The organism is Faecalibacterium butyricigenerans (assembly GCF_020687345.1).
GTDB lineage: Bacteria > Bacillota > Clostridia > Oscillospirales > Ruminococcaceae > Faecalibacterium > Faecalibacterium butyricigenerans.
Genome location: NZ_JAJEQL010000004.1, coordinates 108,022 through 131,375, shown reverse-complemented (window position 1 = coordinate 131,375; position 23,354 = coordinate 108,022). Strand labels below are relative to the sequence as shown.

Annotated in this window: 20 protein-coding genes; 8 read left to right on the top strand and 12 right to left on the bottom strand. The window is 61.5% G+C overall.

Annotated features, from left to right (window positions below; all coding sequences use genetic code 11):
* Positions 1 to 132 precede the first annotated feature (132 nt).
* The 9 genes from mgsA to LKD23_RS03000 form a co-directional block, all read right to left on the bottom strand.
* Positions 133 to 537, bottom strand: coding sequence for a methylglyoxal synthase (mgsA, locus tag LKD23_RS03040; protein WP_158405691.1), 405 nt, complete (start codon positions 535 to 537; stop codon positions 133 to 135).
* Positions 538 to 683: 146 nt separating this feature from the next.
* Entirely contained in the window at positions 684 to 2,849 is a 2,166-nt protein-coding gene (locus LKD23_RS03035) for a peptidoglycan D,D-transpeptidase FtsI family protein (RefSeq protein ID WP_227620296.1), read from the bottom strand.
* 27 nt (positions 2,850 to 2,876) lie between these two features.
* Positions 2,877 to 3,410, bottom strand: coding sequence for a rod shape-determining protein MreD (gene mreD / locus LKD23_RS03030; protein ID WP_227620295.1), 534 nt, complete (start codon positions 3,408 to 3,410; stop codon positions 2,877 to 2,879).
* A gap of 12 nt (positions 3,411 to 3,422) precedes the next feature.
* A complete protein-coding gene (gene mreC / locus LKD23_RS03025; RefSeq protein ID WP_227620294.1) occupies positions 3,423 to 4,253 on the bottom strand; it encodes a rod shape-determining protein MreC in 831 nt (276 codons plus the stop codon).
* Between the two features lie 132 nt (positions 4,254 to 4,385).
* On the bottom strand, positions 4,386 to 5,408 hold the full coding sequence (locus LKD23_RS03020; protein WP_227620293.1) for a rod shape-determining protein: 1,023 nt from the start codon (positions 5,406 to 5,408) through the stop codon (positions 4,386 to 4,388).
* A gap of 175 nt (positions 5,409 to 5,583) precedes the next feature.
* Positions 5,584 to 6,135, bottom strand: coding sequence for a Maf family protein (locus LKD23_RS03015; RefSeq protein ID WP_227620292.1), 552 nt, complete (start codon positions 6,133 to 6,135; stop codon positions 5,584 to 5,586).
* Between the two features lie 12 nt (positions 6,136 to 6,147).
* On the bottom strand, positions 6,148 to 6,594 hold the full coding sequence (gene dut, locus LKD23_RS03010) for a dUTP diphosphatase (protein WP_227620291.1): 447 nt from the start codon (positions 6,592 to 6,594) through the stop codon (positions 6,148 to 6,150).
* A gap of 11 nt (positions 6,595 to 6,605) precedes the next feature.
* On the bottom strand, positions 6,606 to 8,672 hold the full coding sequence (locus LKD23_RS03005) for a U32 family peptidase (RefSeq protein ID WP_227620290.1): 2,067 nt from the start codon (positions 8,670 to 8,672) through the stop codon (positions 6,606 to 6,608).
* A 38-nt stretch (positions 8,673 to 8,710) separates the two neighbouring features.
* Entirely contained in the window at positions 8,711 to 9,064 is a 354-nt protein-coding gene (locus tag LKD23_RS03000; protein WP_227620289.1) for a cell division protein ZapA, read from the bottom strand.
* Positions 9,065 to 9,509: 445 nt separating this feature from the next.
* Between LKD23_RS03000 and LKD23_RS02995 the strand changes: the two genes are divergently transcribed.
* The 6 genes from LKD23_RS02995 (at position 9,510) to LKD23_RS12955 (ending at position 17,130) form a co-directional block, all read left to right on the top strand.
* Positions 9,510 to 11,906 (top strand): glycogen/starch/alpha-glucan phosphorylase, encoded by a 2,397-nt coding sequence (locus tag LKD23_RS02995; RefSeq protein WP_227620288.1) that lies wholly within the window; start codon positions 9,510 to 9,512, stop codon positions 11,904 to 11,906.
* A gap of 175 nt (positions 11,907 to 12,081) precedes the next feature.
* Positions 12,082 to 13,938 carry a glycoside hydrolase family 13 protein gene (locus tag LKD23_RS02990; protein ID WP_227620287.1) on the top strand — a complete coding sequence of 619 codons (1,857 nt, stop codon included), beginning with the start codon at positions 12,082 to 12,084 and terminating at the stop codon, positions 13,936 to 13,938.
* A gap of 82 nt (positions 13,939 to 14,020) precedes the next feature.
* Complete coding sequence (locus LKD23_RS02985) at positions 14,021 to 14,479, top strand: NfeD family protein (RefSeq protein WP_227620286.1); 459 nt, start codon at positions 14,021 to 14,023, stop codon at positions 14,477 to 14,479.
* A 17-nt stretch (positions 14,480 to 14,496) separates the two neighbouring features.
* Positions 14,497 to 15,405: an SPFH domain-containing protein gene (locus tag LKD23_RS02980; protein WP_227620285.1), complete on the top strand. Its 909-nt coding sequence runs from the start codon at positions 14,497 to 14,499 to the stop codon at positions 15,403 to 15,405.
* 12 nt (positions 15,406 to 15,417) lie between these two features.
* Positions 15,418 to 15,888, top strand: coding sequence for a YhcH/YjgK/YiaL family protein (locus LKD23_RS02975; protein WP_227620284.1), 471 nt, complete (start codon positions 15,418 to 15,420; stop codon positions 15,886 to 15,888).
* A gap of 96 nt (positions 15,889 to 15,984) precedes the next feature.
* Positions 15,985 to 17,130 (top strand): GNAT family N-acetyltransferase, encoded by a 1,146-nt coding sequence (locus tag LKD23_RS12955; RefSeq protein ID WP_349138472.1) that lies wholly within the window; start codon positions 15,985 to 15,987, stop codon positions 17,128 to 17,130.
* Between the two features lie 49 nt (positions 17,131 to 17,179).
* Here LKD23_RS12955 and mgtE read toward each other — a convergent pair whose 3' ends face one another.
* The 3 genes from mgtE to acpP all read right to left on the bottom strand — a co-directional run bounded on the left by mgtE (position 17,180) and on the right by acpP (position 20,703).
* The gene (gene mgtE / locus LKD23_RS02960; RefSeq protein ID WP_227620283.1) at positions 17,180 to 18,559 is read right to left on the bottom strand and encodes a magnesium transporter; all 1,380 of its coding nucleotides are present in this window, start codon (positions 18,557 to 18,559) and stop codon (positions 17,180 to 17,182) included.
* A 343-nt stretch (positions 18,560 to 18,902) separates the two neighbouring features.
* A complete protein-coding gene (proS, locus tag LKD23_RS02955) occupies positions 18,903 to 20,342 on the bottom strand; it encodes a proline--tRNA ligase (RefSeq protein WP_227620282.1) in 1,440 nt (479 codons plus the stop codon).
* A gap of 127 nt (positions 20,343 to 20,469) precedes the next feature.
* Positions 20,470 to 20,703, bottom strand: coding sequence for an acyl carrier protein (gene acpP, locus LKD23_RS02950; RefSeq protein ID WP_227620281.1), 234 nt, complete (start codon positions 20,701 to 20,703; stop codon positions 20,470 to 20,472).
* A gap of 410 nt (positions 20,704 to 21,113) precedes the next feature.
* Here acpP and dapF point away from each other — a divergent pair, with 410 nt between their 5' ends.
* On the top strand, positions 21,114 to 21,953 hold the full coding sequence (gene dapF / locus LKD23_RS02945) for a diaminopimelate epimerase (protein ID WP_227620280.1): 840 nt from the start codon (positions 21,114 to 21,116) through the stop codon (positions 21,951 to 21,953).
* Positions 21,954 to 22,022: 69 nt separating this feature from the next.
* Positions 22,023 to 23,210 (top strand): LL-diaminopimelate aminotransferase, encoded by a 1,188-nt coding sequence (locus tag LKD23_RS02940; protein ID WP_227620279.1) that lies wholly within the window; start codon positions 22,023 to 22,025, stop codon positions 23,208 to 23,210.
* The last annotated feature ends 144 nt before the right edge of the window (positions 23,211 to 23,354 follow it).

Genomic DNA, 23,354 nt, shown 5'->3' with positions numbered 1-23,354 from the left:
CACGCCTGCGGCGTCACACCTCCCCTACCGAGGGGAGGCCTTGGCATTCCATAAAGTTTCGCCTTTATCCCAGACAGAAGCGTCAAAAAATCCCCCGTGCAGCTGTGCCGCACGGGGGATTTCATTTTTTCATCAGTTCTGGGGATGCACGATGTCGCGCCAGTCGAGGTCGCCGCGCTCAAGGCCGTGAATGAGGACTTCCGCAGTGGCGATGTTGGTGGCCAGCGGGATATTGTGCACATCACACAGACGCAGCAGGGTCATCTCGTTCGGCTCGCTGGGCTTTGCATTGATGGGGTCTCGGAAGAACAGCAGCAGATCGACCTCATTGCAGGCGATGCGGGACGCGATCTGCTGATCACCGCCCTGGACACCTGCCAGAAAACGCTGCACCTGCAGGCCGGTGGCTTCGGCGATCATCTTGCCGGTCGTACCGGTGGCCACCAATTTATGCTGGCTCAAAATCCGGCAATATGCCGTACAGAACTGCACCATCAGCTCTTTTTTGGAGTCATGCGCAATCAGTGCAATCGTCATCGGTCAACCTCTCCTTTTCCCATTCCCCTGTCCGGGGCAATCATCTTGCACATATCATAGTATCACAGTTTCCGTCTTTTTACAACTGTTTTTCAGCCAAAAGTCCCAAATTTTCATAACTTTCTGCCAAATCCACGCACCATCGCTCAGGCGGCGGGCTGGTCTGCGGGGGCGTCGCCGTTTCCCACGGCCTCCGGCGCATCCTGCCCGTCCACGGCTGCATCCGAAGCGCTGTCTGCCTCCGGCTCTTCCACGGTCAGGGTCCCCTCCTTCAGGGCAGCGTAGGCGTTGAAGATGTCAGCCACAAGGTTGCCTGCGCGGGCACCGCCGCCGCCGTACTCAATGACGATGCCCAGCGCGATCTCGGCGTCCTCCGCCGGGCCGTAGGCGATCATCATGGTGTTGGTGTAGTGTTTACGGGTGCTGCCGACGTAGTACGTCTCGCTGCGCTGCGGGGTACCAGTCTTACAGGCGATGGTGACGGGGTAATTGCTCAGGCCCGATACCGTCTCCGACACGCCGATCATGCCCTGCTTCACGAGGTCGAAGGTGTCGCCCCGGTCCTCGATGACGTCCATCACCTCGGGCTGAGTCTCCTGCAGCACCTCGCCGGTGTTGGTGTCAAGGATGGCCTTGACGAAGTGGGTGCGGTAGCGGATGCCCCGGTTGGCCAGCGTACCGGCATAGGTGGCCAGCTGAACAGGGGTGACGACGGTGTTGCCCTGACCGATGGCCGCCTGAACGTCCAGCGAGGCCGTATAGTTGGAGTCGTTCTTGGTGGTCAGGCGGCCGGTGGCCTCGTTGACCTCCACGCCGGTGCGGACGCCGAGGCCCATCTTGTAGGCGTAGGCGTCGTAGACGTCACTGGTGGTGCGGCGTCCCACGTCGTAGAAGAAGATGTTGCAGCTCCACTTGATGGCCGTGATGACGTCGATGTTGCCGCTATGGCCGTGGCGGGTGCACTTGGGGCGGTAGGTATCATAATAGGTATACACACCGTTGCAGTAGACCGTGGAAAAGCGGTTGATGACGCCGGCGTCCAGCGCCGCCACCGCCACGGCGGGCTTGAAGGTGGAGCCGGGGGTGTACAGGCCCTGCAGGGCGCGGTTGAGCAGCGGCAGGCCGGGGTCTGCGCTGTACTCACTGTACTGGGTGGCGAAAAGGTTCTGGTCGTAGCTGGGGTAGTTGGAGGCCGCCAGCACGCTGCCGTCCTTGGTGCTGATGACCACCACCGCACCGGCAGCGGCCTTGGCCGAGCTTCCGGTGTTGTAGGTGCTGTTGATCATCTCGATGTTCTTGGCCAGCGCCTTGTCCACGGCCTGCTGGAACGCGCTGTCGATGGTGAGCTGGACGGTATGGCCCGGCTCCGGCACCGTCGTCATGGCCGTACCCACGATGACGCCGTCCGAGCTGCGGGTGATGGTCTCGACGCCGTCCCTGCCCCGCAGCTCGTCTTCGTAGACGGCCTCAAGGCCCGACACGCCGATCATGTCGTTCATATTATAGCCCTTTTCCCGCAGAGGGTAGGTGGTCTGACCGTTCTCGTCCGTCACCTTCCACTTTTCGGCGGTGATCTTGCCCACGCGGCCCAGCACATGGGGGATGATGTCCCCCTCGTCGTAGCTGCGGGTGCTGGTCTCCACGATCTCCACGCCGGGCAGCGTCAGACTGTTCTCCTTGATGGTCGCTACCGTCGTTTCGCTGACATTCTCAGCCATGACGAAGTTGTTGACGTTAGAGAACGCCTGCTGCTGCATCTCATAGTGGATGCCGCCCAGCACTCTCTGCCAATGGAGTGAGTAATTTTCCAGCTTGTAATCCTCCACCAGCTTTTCCATCACGTCGTCGGCGGTGGCGTACTGCTGCAAGCCCAGCGAGTCCTTCATGGCCGCAAGGGCCTTCTGGTCGCTGGTGCTGTCAGCCTGTGCGGTGAAGCTGTAGTGCCCCGCCGCATCCGGCTCCCCGATGAGGAGCGAGTCGTTCCAGCTCTCACCGTGGGCTTCCAGCAGCTCTACGACCTTCTGGAGCATGGTGTCGAGGTCTTCGTCTCCCATCAGCAGCTTGCTCAGTACCACATTGTAGCTGGTGGTGCTGGCTGCGATGCGGCGTCCGGCGCTGTCCACGATGTCGCCGCGGGCGGCGGTGACGGTGAAGTTGTAGTCGGTGGTGTTGGTCGCCTGCGCCTTGAAGCTCTCCCCGTTGACCAGCTGCAGAAAGATCAGCCGCAGCACATACACCGCGATGAGCACCGAGGCTACGGCGATGAGCGCAGCCATCCGGCGCACCATGATCTTGTGTTCGTCTTGATTCATCCGTTCTCCTTCCGGCGGAGTCTGGCATCACACCACGCCGTTATCGATCTTGAATTCCGCGCTGATGCGTTGGACGGCGCGGTGGAGCAGCCAGCTCCCCGGGGCTGTGAGCAGGGCCGACGGCAGCACGGCCCAGAGGAAGCGCTCCGCTGCCCCTGCGTAGCCCGGCATATAGTAGAAAAACAGCCAGTCTGCGGCCAGCACCAGCAGTGCGCCCCCCACAGCCAGCAGCACGAAGTTGGAAGGGGTATCCTTCAGGTAGAGCTGGACGATGACCGATACCCCGAAGCAGAGGATCATCATCTCCAGCGCCAGCATCCCCACCGTGCGGCCGGCAGTGTAGTCCCACATCAGGCCGCACACCGCGCCGAAGATGGCCCCGGCGAACTCGCCCTCAAGGGCGGATACAGCCAGACCCAGCGGCAGCAGCCAGAGCGGCTTTGCAGCCCCGAACTGGAACAGCCCCGGCGTGGTCTGCACTACGGTGCAGACTACCAGCAGGAGGATATAGCAGCCCCATTTCAGCATCTGGCTGCGGCTGCGTTTGCGGCGAGATTCCATCTCCGACCCTCCTCAGTAGCTGGTGATGATGAATACATGGCGCACCGTGCGGGGGTCTGCGCCCGGCTTGATGACTGCCAGCATGGACTTGCCGCTGGCCTCGGGGGTCAGCTCCTTGATGACGCCCACCAGCACATCCGGCGGAAACACCCCACCCAGACCGGTGGTGATGATCTGATCCCCCGCCTTGCTCATCGTGCTCCGGGCGAGGTTGGTCAGGACGCACAGGCCGTCGGCGGCATATTCGGCGCTGCCGGTGATGATGCCGTTGTCCCGGGTGCGGGACACGACGCCCGCGGCGTTGAAGCTGGGGTGCAGGATGGTCATGACCTTGCAGCTGGTGAGGTCTGCTTCCCGCACCACGCCCAGCAGATAGCCCTCGTCGCTGATGACCGCATCGTTGACGGCCACACCGTCCAATGTGCCCCGGTCCAGCGTGAAACCCCAGAAGGAGTCCAGCGGGTCGCGGCCGATGACGAAGGAGGAGGTGTAGCTCATCTCGGGGTGCTGCTCCTGAATGTTGGTCAGTGCCTTGTAGGCCTCGTTCTCCGCCTTGAGCTTGTCGTAGTCCACCATCTGGGCGCGGAGGGCGGCGTTTTCCTCGGTGAGGGTCTTGTTCTCTTCCAGAATGGCGTCGATGTCGGCGTAGTTCTCCCACAGGGAGGCCACCCCGCCGCTCAGCTTCGCCGCCGCCCGCTGGAACGGGGCCACCGCCACGCTCAGCAGCTCCTGCGGGGCGGCGGTGAGGCGGCCGTTCGCGCCTGCATAGGCCATGATGCCCACAAGGAAGACCGCGATGGCGATGAGTATCTTAAATTTCCATGTGTCAAAAAAATCCTTCAAGACGGGCTCCCCTCCGAATCTGCAAAAAAGCGCGGACAGCCGTGCCATCCGCGCTCAAAGTCTCATCTTCTGCGGCGCAGCAGCGCAAAGGTCTTTTCCCCGGCCTGCCGCCGCAAATGGCACAGCCAGAGCTTACATATGACCGCCGTCGGTATCCAGAACATCATGCAGGACGTCCACATGATCCAGCACAGCGCCAGCGCCCTTGGCCACGCAGTCCAGCGGGTCTTCGGCCACATGGACGTCGATGCCGGTCTCGCTCTCGATGAGCTTGTCGAGGCCGCGCAGCAGTGCGCCGCCGCCGGTCAGGGTGATACCGTGGTCGATGATGTCGGCGCTCAGCTCAGGCGGCGTGCGTTCCAGCGTCTCCTTGATGGCGCTGGTGATCTTGACCAGACACTCCAACAGGGCCTCACGGACATCCTCCGAGTGGACGATGACATTCTTGGGCAGGCCGTCCACGAGATTGCGGCCCTTGATCTCGAGGGTCATCTCGGACTCCATCGGGTAGGCCGAGCCGATCTCGATCTTGATCTGCTCAGCGGTGCGCTCACCGATGAGCAGATTATACTTGCGCTTGATAAAGGCGATGATCGCCTGATCGAACATATCGCCCGCCATCCGGACGCTGCGGGAGGCCACGATGCCGCCCAGAGAGATGACGGCGATCTCTGCCGTGCCGCCGCCGATGTCCACGATCATGCTGCCGGTAGGTTCGCTGATGGGCAGACCGGCACCGATGGCCGCTGCCATCGGCTCTTCGATGACCGACACCTGACGGGCACCGGCCTTCAGGGCAGCTTCCCGCACCGCGCGGCGCTCCACCTCGGTGACGCCCGACGGGATGCAGATGACCACCCGGGGGCGGGAGAACATGCTGTTGCCGCAGGCCTTCTTCAGGAAGGTCTCCAGCATATTGGCGGTGATGTCAAAATCAGCGATGACACCGTCCTTCAAGGGGCGGACCGCCACGATGCTGCCGGGGGTGCGGCCGATGACGGCCTTTGCCTCGGCACCCACGCAGCGCACCTCGTCGCTCTTGGTGTCCACAGCCACGACGGAAGGCTCACGCATGATGATGCCCTTGCCCTTCATGTAAACGAGGGTATTGGCCGTACCGAGATCGATTCCAACATCCTTTGAAAACAAGCTCATATTCTCTATCTCTCCTTACGAATTTCCAAGGTCTATTCCAAAATGCAGAGCCGCCCTCCCAGACCAGTCGGCAGCCCATCGCAGAATAACACGTATTTATTATAGCCGCAAGACGCGCTTTTCTCAAGCATTTCCGCAAACTTTTTCGAGTTTTTTCATTTTTCTGCGTCCCGCATCAGAATCGGCCCAGCAGGCGGGCCGTCCGGCTGACCGGCAGGCCCATGATGGTGTAGTAATCCCCTTCCAGCCGGTCGAGCCAGAGGGCGGCGCGGCCCTGAATGGCGTAAGCGCCGGCCTTATCATAGGGTTCCTTGGTGGCCGTGTAGGCGTCGATCTCCTCCTCCGGGATGGGGAAAAAGGTCACTTTGCAGCTGTCCACAAAGCTCTCGGTGCGCAGGCCGTCCGACACGCAGACACCGGTGTGCACCTCGTGAGTGGCACCGGACAGGGCGCGGAGCATCCGCTTGGCGTCCTCCACGCTGTGGGGCTTGCCGAAAACTTCGCCGCCCACGTCCACGACGGTATCACAGCCCAGCACCACCGCGCCGGGATGGTCTTTTGCCACGGCGAGGCATTTACCCCGCGCCAGCTTTTCCACCAGCCGGGCCGGGGTGTCCGCCGTGACGGTGCTCTCGTCGAAATCACTCACGCAGATGGTGAAATCCGTCGTATATAAGCTCAGAAGCTCCTTCCGGCGCGGACTGCCGGAGGCCAAGATCAGGTCCATGCTGTTCTCCTTTTATTTCCCCGTCGAGCCGAAGCCGCCCTCGCCGCGGGAGGTCTCCTCCAGTGCGTCGGCCTGCGCGAAAACCGCTGTATACACGGGTGCGATGCAGAGCTGAGCCACTCGCTCCCCGGGCTGGATGGTATAGGCCTCCGTCCCCAGATTGACCATCGGCACCTTCAGCTCGCCGCGGTAGTCGCTGTCCACGACGCCGACACCGTTGGCCATGCAAAGGCCGTGCTTGATGGACAGGCCGCTGCGGGCATAGACCAGCGCCACCGCGTGTGCGCCGGGCAGCTCGATGGCAAGGCCGGTGGGCACCAGCACCCGCTGCATGGGCTGGACGGTCAGCGGCTCATCCAGCACGGCGCACAGGTCGGCGGCGGCAGAGCCGGAGGTGGCGTAGGCGGGCACCTTGGCCCGGGAGTCTAACACTTTGTATTTTACAGTAATGGGTTCCATAGTATACCTCTTTAATTCGTCCCCTTGAAATAGAGTCCTCTCGTGAACTCTCCCTCGAAGGGTGCGTGCTGTCGGATGCTGTCGAGGATGGCAGCAGCCTCCTCCCTGCTTTCCAGCGTGAAGTAGGCCACGCCGTAGTCCACGGTCAGCGCACCGGGCTTGTCGCCCATATAGATGGGCACCGGATTATAAATAGTACGGACGCCCAGCCCGCACCGCACCGGGAACTTTTTCGCTTTGCGGTCGGTGAGCAGGCCGGTCTTGTCGCAGTGGGCGCAGTCGTGGATATTTTGCAGCGGGCAGGCGCGGGTGACCATCAGCGGCATATGGCCGTAGGTGATGACGCCGGTGGGGACAGGTCTGCCCTCGTGGGTGGGCGCGATGGTGCTGATGTCGCTGTCCTTCACCTCGGGCAGGATGAGCACCGAGCCAAGGCCGAGGTCGGCATAATACTGGGCCGCGAGGTTGTTGGTGACATTGAGGCCGAAGCCGCCGGTCATGGGCAGACCCCGGCAGAGCCGCAGGTGGGCGATGTTGCTCACCTCATAGCCCGCAAAGCCCGCGTCCTGCGTGGCCGCGATGCGGCGGGCGGTGTCCTCCTCCAGTGCACCAAACATGACCCGGGGCAGCTCCAGCAGTGTCTTTTCCCGCCACTCGCGGGGGACGCGGTCGGCTTGCCCGATGGGCAGGATGAGGTACTCCACTCCGCTCAGGGCCTGTTCCGGCACCTGCTCCCAGCGCTCGAACCGGGCGCGGAGGGTGCGATGGGGCGGCAGGGTGCGCAGGGGCAGAGGCGGAAGCTCCACCTCGTTCACCGGCCACGGGCGCAGGGTCTCCCGCTTTTTCAGCAGGGCATCCAGCGCCTCACGGCGCAGCTCGTTGACGGCGCTGCCCGGCACGAACCACGGCCCGCCGTCCATCTCCACATCGATCTTCTCCGCCGCGAAAGGGGTGCCGCCAGTCTTGCTCAGGCTGCGGCTCAGGCTCTCGGTGGGGTCGGTGCGAGCGGGCTGCGGCTCAGCGTCACCGTAGGCGAAGGCCTTGTTGGTGCCGTCGGTGACGGTCAGCTTCTCGCCGCCCTCCTCGATCTCGATCTTCATCTCCACCGGCACGCGGGAGCGCTCCCGGCGGTACAGCTCCCGCAGGGCGGGCAGGGTCTTCTTGGTCAGCTCGGCGTCGGCCTCGCTGCGGACGCCGAACATCGTGCCATCGATCTTTCCGTCCAGATAACCGGAGGTGAAGCCGGAGCGGCTGAAGGCATTCTTCAGCAGGTCCCGGTCGTAGGCGCGGCCCTCGCGGCCCGCCAGACAGGCGCTGACGGCAGCCGCAACATACTCCGGCGTCCGCAGACGGCCTTCGATCTTCGCCGAAGCCACGCCGATGGCCTGCAGCTTGTCCAGCTTGTCGATGACGGAGTTGTCCTTGAGGGACAGGTGATGCAGCCGGCCCGGCTTGCCCTCCGGCAGGGCGTTGGCCTCGAAGGGCAGGCGGCAGGGTCCGGCGCAGGAGCCGCGGTTGCCGCTTCGTCCGCCCAGAAAGGCCGACATATAGCACTGGCCGCTGACGCACATACAGAGGGCGCCGTGGACGAAGCACTCCGTCTCGATGCCGCAGTTCTTGGTGATGTGCTCCACCTCGGGCAGGCTCAGCTCACGGGCCAGCACCACCCGGGCAAAGCCCAGCTCTTTCAGTTCCAGCGCGCCCTGCAGCGTATGGACGCTCATCTGGGTGGAGCCGTGGCGGGGCAGCTGGGGCGCGATGTCCCCGATGAGCTTCGCCACTGCAAGGTCTTGGCAGATGACGGCGTCCGCACCGCTGGCGGCTACCGCGCGCACTGCGTCGGCCAGCCCGTTCAGCTCGCCGCCGTAGACGGTGGTGTTGAGGGCCACATGGACCGCCACGCCCCGGGCGTGGCAGAAGCGGACGGCCTCCTTCAGGCTGTCGGCGTCAAAATTGCCCGCACCGGTGCGGGCGTTGAAGCCGGAAAAGCCCAGATATACCGCATCCGCGCCGCTGAACACCGCCGCACGGAGCATTTCTTCGCTGCCCACCGGGGCAAGGATCTCGATCTTTGACATAGCTCTCCTTTTATACCTATATTATAATGATATACCGCTCACTTCTGGAGCTTCGCCAGCTGCTCCCGCAGGGCAGCGTTCTCCCGTTTGAGAACCTCATTCTCCGCCTTGACCTTGTCGGAGGTCAGCTTTGCTTTCGCGGCGTCGGCGATGTAGTCCTGGATCTGGCTGCGCATATTCTCGGCGCTGCCTGCGCTCTTGCGGTACTCGTCCAGATAGTCCATGGCGCAGAACACCGCCGCCTTGGTCACAGAAAGGTTGGCGTTGCCGTCCAGCAGCTTTGTGATGTCGTCATCCAGCTTCTTGGCCAGCGCGGTGATGTAGTTCTCGGTATCGGTCGTTGCAATGGCGTAAGGTGCGCCTGCAATGGTCACTCTCACTTTGTTTACCATGTTGTCCTCACTTTGCGCGGCACACGCCCCGCCGGGCGGTCATTTCCGGTCAGTTCCAGCCATTTCCGGGACTCCCGGACGTAGTTTTGACCCCCTGCGGAAGCATTCTGCTGCGGCTTTTTCATTATTGGCGGAGTTTGTCCCCGAATTACCCGCCCGAACCGGCGCATTCCGGGGCAAACGCGGCCCTTATCTCCCTTTATTATAATATAAATAGTGCGCGAGAAAAAGTGCTATTTTTGAATTTTTGGCATATTTGTCAGAAACATTGCTAAAAAAATGTCAGATACGGCAAAAATGGTCTCTTTTTCTTGCAATCCACACCTGAAGCGATTATAATATCAGTGGCATATGGTTATGCATGGGGCGAGGGAATAGAGGAGAAATGCCCTGTCACCGTACTAATTCAAAAAATTTAAGCATTCGTGCGGATAGGAGTTCATTTATGACTACAAAAGAATTTGCAAAAATTCTTCAGGACAAGCTCACCAGTGAGTATGGTGTGGACCTGAGCGTTGCATCTCATCAGCAGATCTATCGCGCTCTGGCCCTCATCTGCCGCCAGATGATGAGCGAGAACCATAAGAAGTTCCAGTCCAAGGCCATCGGCACCGGCTCCAAGCAGGTCTACTACCTGTGCATGGAGTTCCTGATGGGCCGCAGCCTCAAGATGAGCCTGTTCAATCTGGGCCTGAACGAGGCCGCCCAGAAGGCTCTGGCCGAGGCTGACATCAGTCTGGACAGCATCTATGAGGAAGAGCCGGATGCCGGTCTGGGCAACGGCGGTCTGGGCCGTCTGGCTGCCTGCTACCTCGACGGCATGGCCACCACCGGCATCTGCGGCACCGGCTACTCCATCCTGTACGAGTACGGCATCTTCAAGCAGAAGATCGTGGACGGCTGGCAGCAGGAGCGCGCCGACAACTGGCTGCCCGGCGGTCAGGTCTGGCTGAAGAGCCACCCCGATCAGGCTGTGGAGATCCGCTTCGACGGCGAGATCCACGAGAACTGGGACCACGGCTTCCACTATATCCAGCATACCAACTACAACAGCGTCATGGCTATCCCCTCTGATATGTATGTTCAGGGCTACGACGGCAAGGGCGTGGCCGAGCTCCGCCTGTGGCAGGCCAAGGCGCCCGACTTCGATATGTCCAGCTTCTCTCTGGGCAACTACAACACCGCGATGAGCAAGAACGCCAGCGCCGAGCTGATCTCCAAGGTGCTGTACCCCAACGACAACCACGTCGAGGGCAAGATCCTCCGCCTGCGTCAGCAGTACTTCCTGTCTGCTGCCTCCATCGGCGACATCGTCCAGAACCACCTGTCCACCTACGGCACCCTTGAGAACCTGCCCGACAAGGTGGCCATCCAGCTGAACGATACCCACCCGACCCTCGCCATCCCCGAGATGATGCGCATTCTGCTGGACGAGTGCGGCTTCGGCTGGGACAAGGCCTTTGACATCTGCCAGAAGGTCTTCTCCTACACCAACCACACCGTCATGGCCGAGGCTCTGGAGAAGTGGAACGTGGACATCTTCAAGATGACTCTGCCCCGCATCTACCAGATCGTGACCGAGATGGACCGCCGCGCCCGCGAGAAGCTGGAGGCAGCCTTCCCCGGCGATCAGGGCAAGATCAACTATATGGCCCTCATCGGCGACAATCAGGTGCGCATGGCCAACATCTGCGCCTACACCGCCAACAGCATCAACGGCGTCTCCAAGCTGCACAGCGAGATCATCAAGGAGAGCGTCTTCCACGATTATTACCTGTATAAGCCGCAGGCCTTCAAGAACGTGACCAACGGCATCGCTTACCGCCGCTGGCTGCTGGCCTCCAACCCCGAGCTGTGCAAGCTGCTGGATGAGACCGTCGGCACCGGCTACAAACACGACGCCTCCGACCTGTCCAAGCTGAACAAGTTCGCCGAGGACAAGACCGTCCTCAAGCGTCTGAACGAGATCAAGCTGGACAACAAGAAGAACTTCGCCGCTTACCTCGAGAAGAGCACCGGTCAGTCCATCGACCCCAACTCCATCTTCGACTGTCAGGTCAAGCGGATGCACGAGTACAAGCGCCAGCACCTGAATGCGCTGAACATCGCCGCTCAGTACCTGTACCTGAAGGAGAACCCCAACGCCGACTTCATCCCCAAGACCTATATCTTCGGCGCAAAGGCTGCCCCCGGCTACTATATGGCCAAGCAGATGATCCGCATGATCTGCAAGCTGGGTGACCTCATCAACAACGACCCCGCCGTCCGCGACAAGCTGCGCGTGGTCTATCTGGAAGAGTACTGCGTCTCCCTGAGCGAGCATCTGATGCCCGCCGCCGAGGTCTCTGAGCAGATCTCTCTGGCTGGCACTGAGGCCTCCGGTACCGGCAACATGAAGTTCATGCTGAACGGCGCCATCACGCTGGGCACTCTGGACGGCGCAAACGTCGAGATCGCAGACGCTGCCGGCAAAGAGAACGAGCTGATCTTCGGTATGCTGACGCCCGAGGTCAACAACCTCAAGCAGGTGGGCTACCACCCCAACGCCTTCATCATGGGCGACGACGTCGCAAATGCTGCGCTGAACTTCCTCGAGCGCGGCTGGAACGGCGAGAACTTCCACGAAGTCACCGAGAACCTGCGCAGCAGCGACCCCTATATGGTCATGGCCGACTTCAAGGATTACCGCCGTGCACAGGCCGACCTGCAGCGCCTGTACGCCGACCGTGAGCATTGGGCTAAGATGAGCCTGAAGAACATCGCCAACAGCGGCATCTTCAGCGCCGACCGTGCTGTTCTGGACTACGCACGCGACATCTGGCACGCTTCTGCTGTGAAATAAGCCCTCTCAGTCAGCACTTCGTGCTGCCAGCTCCCCCAAAGAGGGAGCCATTGGCAGTCGATTTCAGTATCCGTCCTACGGGGAAAGCCCTGCGGCGGTCTTCTAACTCAAGCCATAAAACAAAAACCCCGTGGCATCGCTGCCCGGGGCTTTTTTTGAGAAAGGACGATCCTTTTTGCCTTGTCTGTTCAATAGCTTCGACCCCTATTTCAAGCAGCCCTTCGGCGCGGTACGCGCCGGCCAGAGCGTGCATCTGTCCCTCTGCATCCCGGAAGAGCTGGGCTATGTTGACCCTCACCTCGTATTGCAGAAGGAGGGCCGGTATGACGTGCCCGTCCACTACCGGATGAAGTTCGACGGCCAGACGCCCCATCAGAATCACTTTTCGGTGGACGTCACCCTCAACGATGTGGGCCTCTACTTCTACTATTTCGACCTCTACACCGACTTTCGCCGCATCGTCCGAGGGCCGGACAACTGCGGCGTCGTGAGCTGGCAGGAGGGCGAGAGCTGGCAGATCACGGTCTACGAGGCCGATTTTGAGACGCCCGCCCCCATCAAGGGCAAGGTGTTCTACCAGATCTTCCCCGACCGCTTCTGCGAGGGTGTGGAGAACAAGCCCATGCCCTTCCCCGACCGGCTTTATCAGGCCGACAAGCACGCCGAACCCTTCTGGCAGCCCAACGAGGTGGGCGGCCACCTGAACGAGGACTATTTCGGCGGCGACCTCAAGGGCATCCAGATGAAGCTGCCCTACCTGCGGAAGATGGGAGTGGACTACCTCTACCTCAACCCCATCTTTGAGGCCCACTCCAACCACCGGTACAACACCGCCGACTATCTCAACGTAGACCCCCTGCTGGGCACCAACGAGGACTTCGTGGCCCTCTGCGCCGAGGCCAAAAAGTACGGCATCGGCATCGTGCTGGACGGCGTCTTCAGCCACACCGGCTCGGACAGCCGCTATTTCAACCGGGAGGGCCGCTACGGCGAGGGCGGCGCTTACCGCGACCCCAGCTCCCCCTACCGCAGCTGGTACGACTTCGACCCCAAGTATAAGGGCGGCTACCGCAGCTGGTGGGGCTTCGAGACCCTGCCCGAGGTCAACGAGGAAACGCCCTCCTACGTCGAATTTATTACCGGCGAGGGCGGCGTTATCGACACATGGCTGCGCCGGGGCGCGGCAGGCTTCCGTCTGGACGTGGCCGACGAGCTGCCCGACTCCTTCATCGAAAAAGTGCGCACCGCCGTCAAGCGGGTCAGCCCGGACAAGTTCCTGCTGGGTGAGGTCTGGGAGGACGCCACCACCAAATTCGGTTTCGACAAGCGCCGCACCTACCTGCTGGGCAAAGGCCTCGACAGCGTGATGAACTACCCCTTCAAGAACGCCGTCCTCGGCTTCGTCTGCGGCCGGGACGCCGGGCAGACCATGACCGACATCCTCACCCTCTGTGAGCACTACCCCGCCCCGGCCCTCGACACGGCCCTGAATTTCCTCTCCACCCACGACACCGAGCGGGCGCTGACCGTCATCGCCGACGAACCGGCCAATGGCCGGGGCCGTGCATGGCAGAGCGGGCGCTGCGTCACCGGCGACGCCTACGAGGAAGGGATGCTCCGGCTGCGGATGGCCTATGCCATCATCTACACCCTGCCCGGCGTCCCCTGCCTCTACTACGGCGACGAGATCGGGATGCAGGGCTACCGTGACCCCTTCAACCGGGGCTTCTACTGCTGGGACAGCCACGAGGAGCGGCTGCGTCCGGTGCTGGCCCAGCTGGCACAGCTCCGCCACAGCTGCGAAGCCTTCCGCACCGGCGCGCTCCGCGTCCTGCGGGCCGAGGGCGGCATCCTCCACTACCAGCGCATCGGCGAAGCCGAGACGGCGGAGATCATCGTCAACCGCACCGAGCACATCATCGTGGAGCCGCTGGCCTCCGGCAAGCATACCGAGGTGAACCCCATGGGCTTTACCATCGTGGTGGAAGAGATCGGCCATAACCCGGATCACAGCTACTACGATTATCAGTAAGCTTTATTTACAATTCGTCTCTGTACTTTCGCGTCCGTTTGCTCTATAATGAGGGCAGACACCCGCAAAGGAGGGAGCTTTGATGTCTATTGACCCCATTTTTTGGCTGCTGGCCGCCATCGGCTTCGTCGTTCTCGAGGCCATGACGCTGAATCTCGTCTCCATCTGGTTCGCGGTGGGCAGTGCGGCCGCGCTGCTCAGCTGCCTTGTGGTGGCGTCCTTCCGGGTGCAGGCGGTGGTGTTCATCGCCGTCAGCATCCTCTGTCTGTTGGCCCTCAAGCCCCTGTGTGCCCGGCTGCGCAAGCCGCCCACCGCCACGAACGGCGACCGCGCCCTTGGCCGGGAGGCCGTCGTGCTCACCCCCGTCTCCGCTGAGGCCGCCGGCCGTGTCCGGCTGGACGGCGTGGACTGGAACGCCCGCTGTGCCACCCCCGGCGATACCCTCGCCCCGGGCCAGAGCTGCCGGGTGGCCGAGATCCACAGCACCCTGCTCATCGTGGAGCCTGTCCTGACCGAGACCGCCCGCCGGGCGGCTCACTGAACGAAAGGAGCGTCCCTATGCCTATCATGCTGTTCCTGATCCTCATCCTGATCTTCGTTGTCCTGCTGGTGGTCGTCACCAACATCGTCATCGTGCCCCAGTCGATGGTCTACGTCGTCGAGCGTCTTGGCAGCTATTCCGAGACATGGAGCGCCGGCCTGCACGTTAAAATTCCGTTCCTCGAGCGGGTGGCAAAGAAGGTCAGCCTGAAAGAGCAGGTTGCCGACTTCCCCCCTCAGCCGGTCATCACCCGCGATAACGTCACCATGCAGATCGACACCGTGGTCTTCTTTCAGGTGATGGATGCCAAGCTCTACACCTATGGCGTCAACCAGCCCATCGCGGCCATCGAGAGCCTGTCCGCCACCACGCTGCGCAACATCATCGGCGAGATGGAGCTGGACCACACCCTCACCAGCCGCGACACCATCAACAGCAAGATTACCGCCATCCTTGACGAGGCCACCGACAAGTGGGGCATCAAGGTCAACCGTGTCGAGGTCAAGAATATCATCCCTCCGCGTGAGATCCAGGAGGCCATGGAGAAGCAGATGAAGGCCGAGCGCGAGAAGCGCGCCGTCATCCTGAAGGCCGACGGCGAGAAGCAGGCCGCCATCACCGCCGCTGAGGGCGAAAAGGAGTCTGCCATCCTCCGCGCCGACGCCGTCAAGCAGCAGCGCATCCTCGAGGCCGAGGGCGAAGCACAGGCCATCCTCGCCGTCCAGAAGGCCAACGCCGACGCCATCCGTCTGCTGAACGAGGCCATGCCCACCGATAAGGTGCTGGCCCTGCGCAGTCTGGAAGCGCTGGCCAAGGTCGCCAACGGCAAGGCCACCAAGATCATCATTCCTTCCGACTTGCAAAACCTCGGCGGCGTCGTGCCCAGCATCAAGGAACTGATGACCGACCCGAAAGACGCAGAATAAGAGGCTTACGCTATGATCTACGACACCCTGAACAATCTTCCCAACTACCTCGGCATGAGCGAAAACCTTGACGCCGTCATTGAGTTCATCATGGCCCGGGACATCAACAACCTGCCCGCCGGCAAGACCCGCATCCTCGGCGACAAGGCTGTGGTCACGGTCAGCACCGTCACCCCCCAGACCTCCGACAAGGCGCTGTTCCAGCGCCGGGACAGCCACCTGACCCTTGAGACCGACCTCGAAGGCAGCGAGCTGTTCGAGGTGTCGCTGGGCGAGCTGACCCCCACCAAGCCCGCCGACGAGGCCGCTGACCTGACCGTCGGCACCGCAGGCACCAGCATCGCCGGTATGCTCTGCGAGGGCCGCTTCGCCCTCTATCTGGCCGGTGAGCCGTACAAATCCGGCCTGAAGGCACAGGGCTGCGGCAAACTGAAAAAGGCCGTCTTCAGCATCGAGCTGGACGAAGACGAGGAAGCCGAGTAATTTCAAAAAGCAAAGCTCCACGCAGCGTAGGTTGTGTGGAGCTTTTTGCTATGGTATCCTTTGGACAGAGAGAAACAATCACAAAGGAGAGTTTATATGGATTCTTACGTCACCGGCACTGCCATCCGGCAGCTGCGGGAAGCCAAACACCTGACGCAGGCAGAGCTGGCCGAAAAGCTGGCCGTCAGCGCAAAGGCCATCTCCAAGTGGGAGACAGGCCGCGGCCTGCCCGACATCTCACTGCTGGAGCCGCTGGCGGCGGCTCTGGGCGTCAGCGTGCTCGAGCTGATGCAGGGCGAACCCGTCGTCAACCGGAACCGCTCCGCCAACCTGCTTCGCTCCAAGCTCTACGTCTGCCCCCTGTGCGGCAATGTGCTCCACGCCACCGGGCAGGCTGTCGTGAGCTGCTGCGGCATCACCCTGCCGCCGCTGGACATCTCTGAGGCGGACGACGCCGACGAGCACCATCAGCTGACACTGGAACGGGTGGAAGATGAGCTTTTCGTCACCATCCACCACCCCATGACCAAAGACCACTACATTTCCTTCATCGCCTGCCTTACCGGCGACAAATTACAGCTGGTCAAGCTTTACCCTGAGGGCGACGCCAGCTGCCGTTTCAAAATCACCGGTGCGGGCGTACTCTACTTCTACTGCAACCGCCACGGGCTGATGAAGGCCCCGGACTTCCGGGCAGCGGCTCGTCATACGCCGCCCCAGAAGCTCCACCTGCGGGAACCGGACGAGGGCGACCGCGAACAGGTCATGGCCTACCGGGAAGAATTTCTTGCCATCAGCTCCCGGCTCGACGGCACGTCGGCGCTGGACAAATACGACGACTTCGACCAGTGGCTGGCTAACATCCGCAAGCTGAAAGACCCAGCCACCACACCTGCCGGGTTCGTACCGGCCACCCAGTATCTGGCTCTGGACGAGCAGGAGCATCTTGTCGGCATGACCAACCTGCGCCACCATCTCAACGACTATCTGCTGGCTTACGGCGGTCACATCGGCTACAGCGTCCGCCCCTCGGAGCGGAAGAACGGCTACGCCAGCCAGATGCTCTGCATGACCCTCGAAAAGGCCAAGGAGCGCGGCATCTCCAAGGTGCGCATCTGCTGTGACCACTATAACATCGCCTCGGCAAAGACGATTCAGTCTAACGGCGGTGTACTGGAAGATGAGATGTTTGACTCCTCGGATGGGATGCTGACTCAGCGGTACTGGATAGAGAATCGATAATATACAAAAAGGCTCCGGCAGCGCCGGAGCCTTTGCTCTTATTCAAAAATCAGCCCAGATGGAACATATCAATGAGCACGACCATAGCCAGACCGTAGTACACCACAACGGCCACGAGGTCGTTGATGGTGGTGATGAGGGGGCCGGACGCCACGGCGGGGTCGATGTGGATCTTGTGGAACAGCATGGGGATGATGGTGCCCACCAAGCTGGAAATGACCATCGCCACGATGAGGGAGATGCCGACGCAGCCGGAGAGCAGGAAGGCCTCTCCCCAAGCGTATGCCTTGAAGAAGTGGATATAACAGCCGAGGAAGCCCAGCGCCATGACCGCCAGCAGTGCGCCGTTGACCAGACCCACCCGCATCTCCTTCCAGAGCAGATGCAGCTTTTTGGAGGTGGTCAGGTTCTCATCCACCAGCACGCGGATGGTGACGGCCAGCGACTGGGTGCCCACATTGCCCGCCATATCCAGCACCATGGACTGGAAGCAGATGACGATGGGCAGGACGGCCACCACCGACTCGAAGGCGCCCACCACCGAGGACACCAGCATCCCGAGGAAAAGCAGGGCGATCAGCCACGGCAGACGCTTTTTGACGCTCTCGAACACGCCCTCGTTCAGGTCCTCCTCGCTGGTCAGACCGCCCAGCTTTGCGTAATCATCGCCCATCTCATCATCCACCAGCTCGACGACATCCGCCGAGGTGATGATGCCCACCAGCTCTCCGGTGTCGTTCAGGACGGGCAGCGAACGCTCGGCATAGTCCACGATACGGTCGATGCAGTCGCTGATCTTCTCGTGGTCCGTCACATAGGGGTACGACCGGGCGATGAGCTTCTCGAGGCTGTCGTCCGCCCGGGCGATGATGAGGTCTTTCAGATCGATGGCACCGTAGAACTTCTCGTTCTCGTCCACGACATAGAGGGTGGAGATGTTGTCGTTCTCGCCGGCCTGCTTCACCAGCTCACTCATGGCCTGCCGGATGGTCATGTCCTTCCGGATGCAGATGTAGTTGGTGGTCATGCTGCTGCCGATCTCGTCTTCTCCATAGGACAGCAGCATCTTCACGTCCTCGGCGGAGTCCTTGTCCAGCTGGCCGACGATCTTGGCCTTGTCCTCTTCCTCGAGGTCGTCCAGCGCATCCACAGCGTCGTCCGAGTCCATGTTCGAGACGACCTTTGCGGCCTTCTCGCTGGGCAGCTCCTTCAGGTAGGGCTCCGCGTCATCCAGATAGGAGAAGATCTCGGCCACACGCTCCACGCCCAGCACGGTGTAGAGCTTCTGGCGCTCATCAGGCGTCAGGGCCTCGAGGGCGTCGGCAAGGTCATTCTCATGGTAATCGGAGAGCTTTTCGGCCAGCTCAGCCTGCGGCAGGCCGCTGTGGATGAGGTCGAGTATCTCCTGCTGGTAGTTCTTCTTCTGCATCTTGGGTTCCTCCTCCCCTTTTGGGGCATAAAAATACACCGCGTCGTCTTCTGGTCGGACTCCTGCGGTGTATCATGGGCAGATGCATTCAGGACGCGGCAGAGCTATTCGTTGCTGCCCGCATCGCAGGAGGAGCGTTGTTTGGGTTGGTCTAAATGGTCGCCGGACATTCGTCTCGTTTCCTCCTGTCAATGTATTTGCCTTTCCAGCTAGGTCAGCATACTACGCTGGGGCGGATTTTTCAACCCCTTTTACAAATTTTTTACTGCTTTCTTGCCAGAATGCACAAAAGAGCAGCCGCCCTCCCCGGAGGAAAAGCGGCTGCTCTCGTTTATTTTGACGCTTAGTATGCGACGCCCCAGTAGACCATAGTCTTCGCAGGCTTGCCGCAGCAGGGGCAGACATCGCTCAGATGCTCCTGCTCGAAGGGCATACAACGGCTGGACAGGCCAGCCTCTTCCTTCATCTTCATCTCACAGGCCAGATCGCCGCACCACATGGTCTTGATGTAGCCGGTGTTGGCCTTGGCCAGCTCCTTGACCTCGTCCATGGTGGTGGCGGGCCAAGTGCGGGCTTCACGGTTGGCCAGAGCGCGCTCGTACAGGTCCTTGCGCAGGGCCTCCAGCTGGGCCGGGATGGCGGTCTCCAGCTCGTCCAGAGAGACGAACACCTTCTCGCGGGTGTCGCGGCGGACGAGGACGCACTGGTTCTTCTCCAGATCCTTGGGGCCGATCTCAAGGCGCAGGGGCACGCCCTTCATCTCCCACTGGGAGAACTTCCAGCCGGGGGCGTTGTCGCTGTCGTCCAGCTTGACGCGGGCGTACTTGCTGATCTTCTCGGCCAGCTCTGCAGCTTTCTCGGAAACGCCGGGCTTGTGGGCAGCGATGGGCACCACCACGACCTGAACGGGGGCGACAGCCGGGGGCAGGATGAGGCCGTCGTCGTCGCCGTGGGTCATGATGATCGCACCCACCAGACGGGTGGAAACGCCCCAGCTGGTCTGGAACGGGTGATGCAGCTGGTTGTCGCGGCCGGTGAAGGTCACGTCGTAAGCCTTGCTGAACTTATCGCCGAAGTAGTGGCTGGTGCCGCTCTGCAGGGCCTTGCCGTCCTTCATCATGGCTTCGATGGTGTAGGTGGCCTCGGCACCGGCGAACTTCTCTTTATCGGTCTTACGGCCCTTGACAACAGGGATGGCCAGATCCTGCTCGCAGACGTCTGCGTAGCAGTTCAGCTGCTGCTGGGTCTCAGCCTCAGCCTCGGCAGCGGTCTCGTGGATGGTGTGACCCTCCTGCCACCAGAACTCGCGGCTGCGCAGGAAGGGGCGGGTGGTCTTCTCCCAGCGCACGACGCTGCACCACTGGTTGTACTTCATGGGCAGCTCGCGGTAGCTGTGCAGCACACGGGACCAGTGATCGCAGAACATGGTCTCGCTGGTGGGGCGAACCGCCAGACGCTCTTCCAGCTTGTCCGAGCCGCCCATCGTGACCCACGCCACCTCCGGCGCGAAGCCATTGACCAGCTCGCCTTCCTTCTGCAGCAGGCTCTCAGGGATCAGTACGGGCATCGCCACGTTCTCGTGGCCGGTGGCCTTGAAGCGGGCATCCATGTCTTTCTGGATCAGCTCCCAGATGGCCTGACCGTAGGGGCGCAGGATGATGAAGCCCTTGACGCTGGAATACTCGACCAGCTCTGCCTTGACGCAGATGTCGGTATACCACTGTGCAAAGTTTTCCTCCTGGCTTGTGATCGCCTGTACGAGCTTTTTGTTGTCTTTTGCCATTTTAATCTTATCCTCCCAAGGCCGTGCGCCAAACGCTCATCGTTCCGCACGAACCCATATATAAAGCCCCGCCGCTCTCTCTGCCGTGTGCAGAGTCGCGGATGCGGGGCTTTTCTGCATCTGTTGCTCAGCCCTTGTGGCTGTCCACAAAGTTCACCACATCACCCACCGTGCGCAGGTTCTCGATGGCGTCGTCGGGCACCTCGATGCCAAACTCATCCTCCAGCGTCATCACCATATCCACGATGTCGAGGCTGTCGGCCTCAAAATCGCCCATAATGTCGCTGTCCATCGTGATCTTAGCAGGATCGACGTCCAGCTGTTCTGCCAGCAGTGCGCGGATCTTTTCAAACGTATCCATGATCGCGGTCTCCTTTTTGTGCTTTAATTTCGCATTTTCACGCTGCGCAGGCCGGGCATCTCTCCCCGCCTCCCCTTTGGCGGGCAGGCCGTCCCCCTGCGCAGAATGCTCTCTTTCTTTATATCCCATGACATGGCTGTTGTCAAGCCCCGTTTTTCTCTCCGGGTCGTTTTCCGGGCAAAAATTCCAGTTGAAATCCATCTGCCGCCTCTTTTTTTGCTTGACAGAACCGCCGTTCGTTCTTATAGTAATAGTAGCCCTCTCAGGCGCTTGCGCGCCAGCTCTCCCAGAGGGAGAGCCACTGGCGTGCCGGTCAGGTCTGTTCTGGATGAAAAAGCCCATGCTGCGATGCACAGCTTCGCTCCGCTTTATCCATCAGGTCGTTAAGAGAGGCCAAAGGAGTTTTCAACATGAAGCTTTCATTCACCAAAATGCAGGGCTGCGCCAACGATTACATCTACCTCGACTGCCGCACCAGCGGCGTGCCGGAGGACATCGCGGCCCTTTCGCAGAAGCTCTCCCGCCGCCACTTTTCCATCGGTGCGGACGGCATCATCTGCATCTGCGCCCCGGTGACGGAGGGTGCGGACGGGCGGATGCGCATCTTCAACGCCGACGGCAGCGAGGCGCAGATGTGCGGCAACGGCGTGCGCTGCGTGGCCGAATGGCTCTACACCCACGGCGCTGCGAAAGAGACGCTCCGCATCGACACCAACAGCGGCACCAAGACCATCACCCACAGGGGCGCACAGCTCTGGCAGGTGGAGATGGGCGGATACTCCGCCATGGCTGCGGCCCTGCCCGCTGTGAACATGGGCGAAGGGCCGCTGGTGGACTGCCCCCTCACCGTGGAGGGCAGGACGTGGCGCGTCACCTGCATCAGCGTGGGCAACCCCCACTGCGTGACCGTGGTGGAGGATGTAGACTGCCTGAAGCTTGAGGACATCGGCCCCGCGTTCGAGCGCCACGCCAACTTCCCGGAGCGGGTCAACACCGAGTTCGTGGAGGTGGTGGACGCCACCCACCTGAAAATGCGGGTGTGGGAGCGGGGCAGCGGCGAGACATGGGCCTGCGGCACCGGCACCTGCGCCACCGTGGCGGCGCTGACCGAGCTGGGCCTCTGCCCCGCCGGAGAGGACGTCCATGTCCAGCTGCGGGGCGGTGAGCTTATCATCCGGGTCCTGCCGGACAAAAAACTGCTCATGACCGGCAGTGCGGTCACCGTATGCGAGGGCACCGCTGAGGTATAAAGCATCCTTGCCCTCTCCGTAACTGAGAGGGCAGGCCGCCTATCAAGTAAAGAATCGAGGGAAAGTATTATGAAAATGAACAAGCACTACAACGAGCTGAAGGCCAGCTACCTCTTCGTGGACATCGCCCACAAGGTCGCCGCCTATCAGGAGGCCCACCCCGAGAAGGAGATCATCCGTCTGGGCATCGGCGACGTGACCCAGCCTCTGGCCAAGTGCGTCGTGGACGCCATGCACGACGCCGTCACCGAGATGGGCACCAAAGAGGGCTTCCACGGCTACGGCCCCGAGCAGGGCTACCCCTTCCTCAAGCAGGCCATTCAGGGCTACTACGCAGGCCGCGGCACCCAGCTGGCGGAAGATGAGATCTTCATCTCCGACGGCGCAAAGAGCGACCTCGCCAATCTGCTGGGCCTCTTTGACGTGGACAACACCGTCCTCGTTCCGGACCCCGTCTACCCCACCTATGTGGATGACAATGTCACCGACGGCCGCAAGATCATCTACGGCCGCACCAGTCAGGAGAATGGCTTCCTCGGGATGCCCGACGACAGCGTGAAGGCTGACATCATCTACATCTGCAGCCCCAACAACCCCACCGGCGCGGCCTACACCCGCGACCAGCTCAAGGCATGGGTGGAGTACGCCAGAAAGAACAACGCCATCCTCCTCTACGATGCTGCCTACGAGTGCTTCATCTCCGACGGCGAGCTGGCCCGCAGCATCTTCGAGATCGAGGGTGCCCGCGAGTGCGCCATTGAGATCTGCTCCTTCTCCAAGATCGCAGGCTTCACCGGCACCCGCTGCGGCTACACCATCGTGCCGAAGGAGCTGGAGCGTGACGGCATGAGCCTCAACAAGCTCTGGCTCCGCCGCCAGACCACCAAGTTCAACGGTGTGCCCTACATCGTGCAGCGCGGCGCGGCCGCCGTCTTTACCGAGAGCGGCATGGCTGAGATCCAGCACAACCTCGACTACTACCGCCAGAACGCCAAGGTCATCGCCGACGCGCTGGACGAGTGCGGCGTGTGGTACTGCGGCGGCAAGAACAGCCCCTACATCTGGCTGCGCTGCCCCGGCAGCATGAAGAGCTGGGAGTTCTTCGACTGGCTCCTGGAGAACTGCGGCGTCGTGGGCACCCCGGGCGTGGGCTTCGGCGAGTGCGGCGAGGGTTACTTCCGCCTGACCGCTTTCGGTGACGCCGAAAAGACCAAGACCGCCGCCGAGCGCATCAAGGCCGCCATCAAGGCTCTGTAAATTTTATCGCACAAAAAGAGGGAGGCTCCCGCCGAGGGCCTCCCTCTTTTGCATCCAACGATTTGTGAGCTTGTCACAAAAATCAGTCGTTCTTTACTGCAAATCGTCGATTTTTAACCATACTCTTGTCCCTCCCCCGAAAAA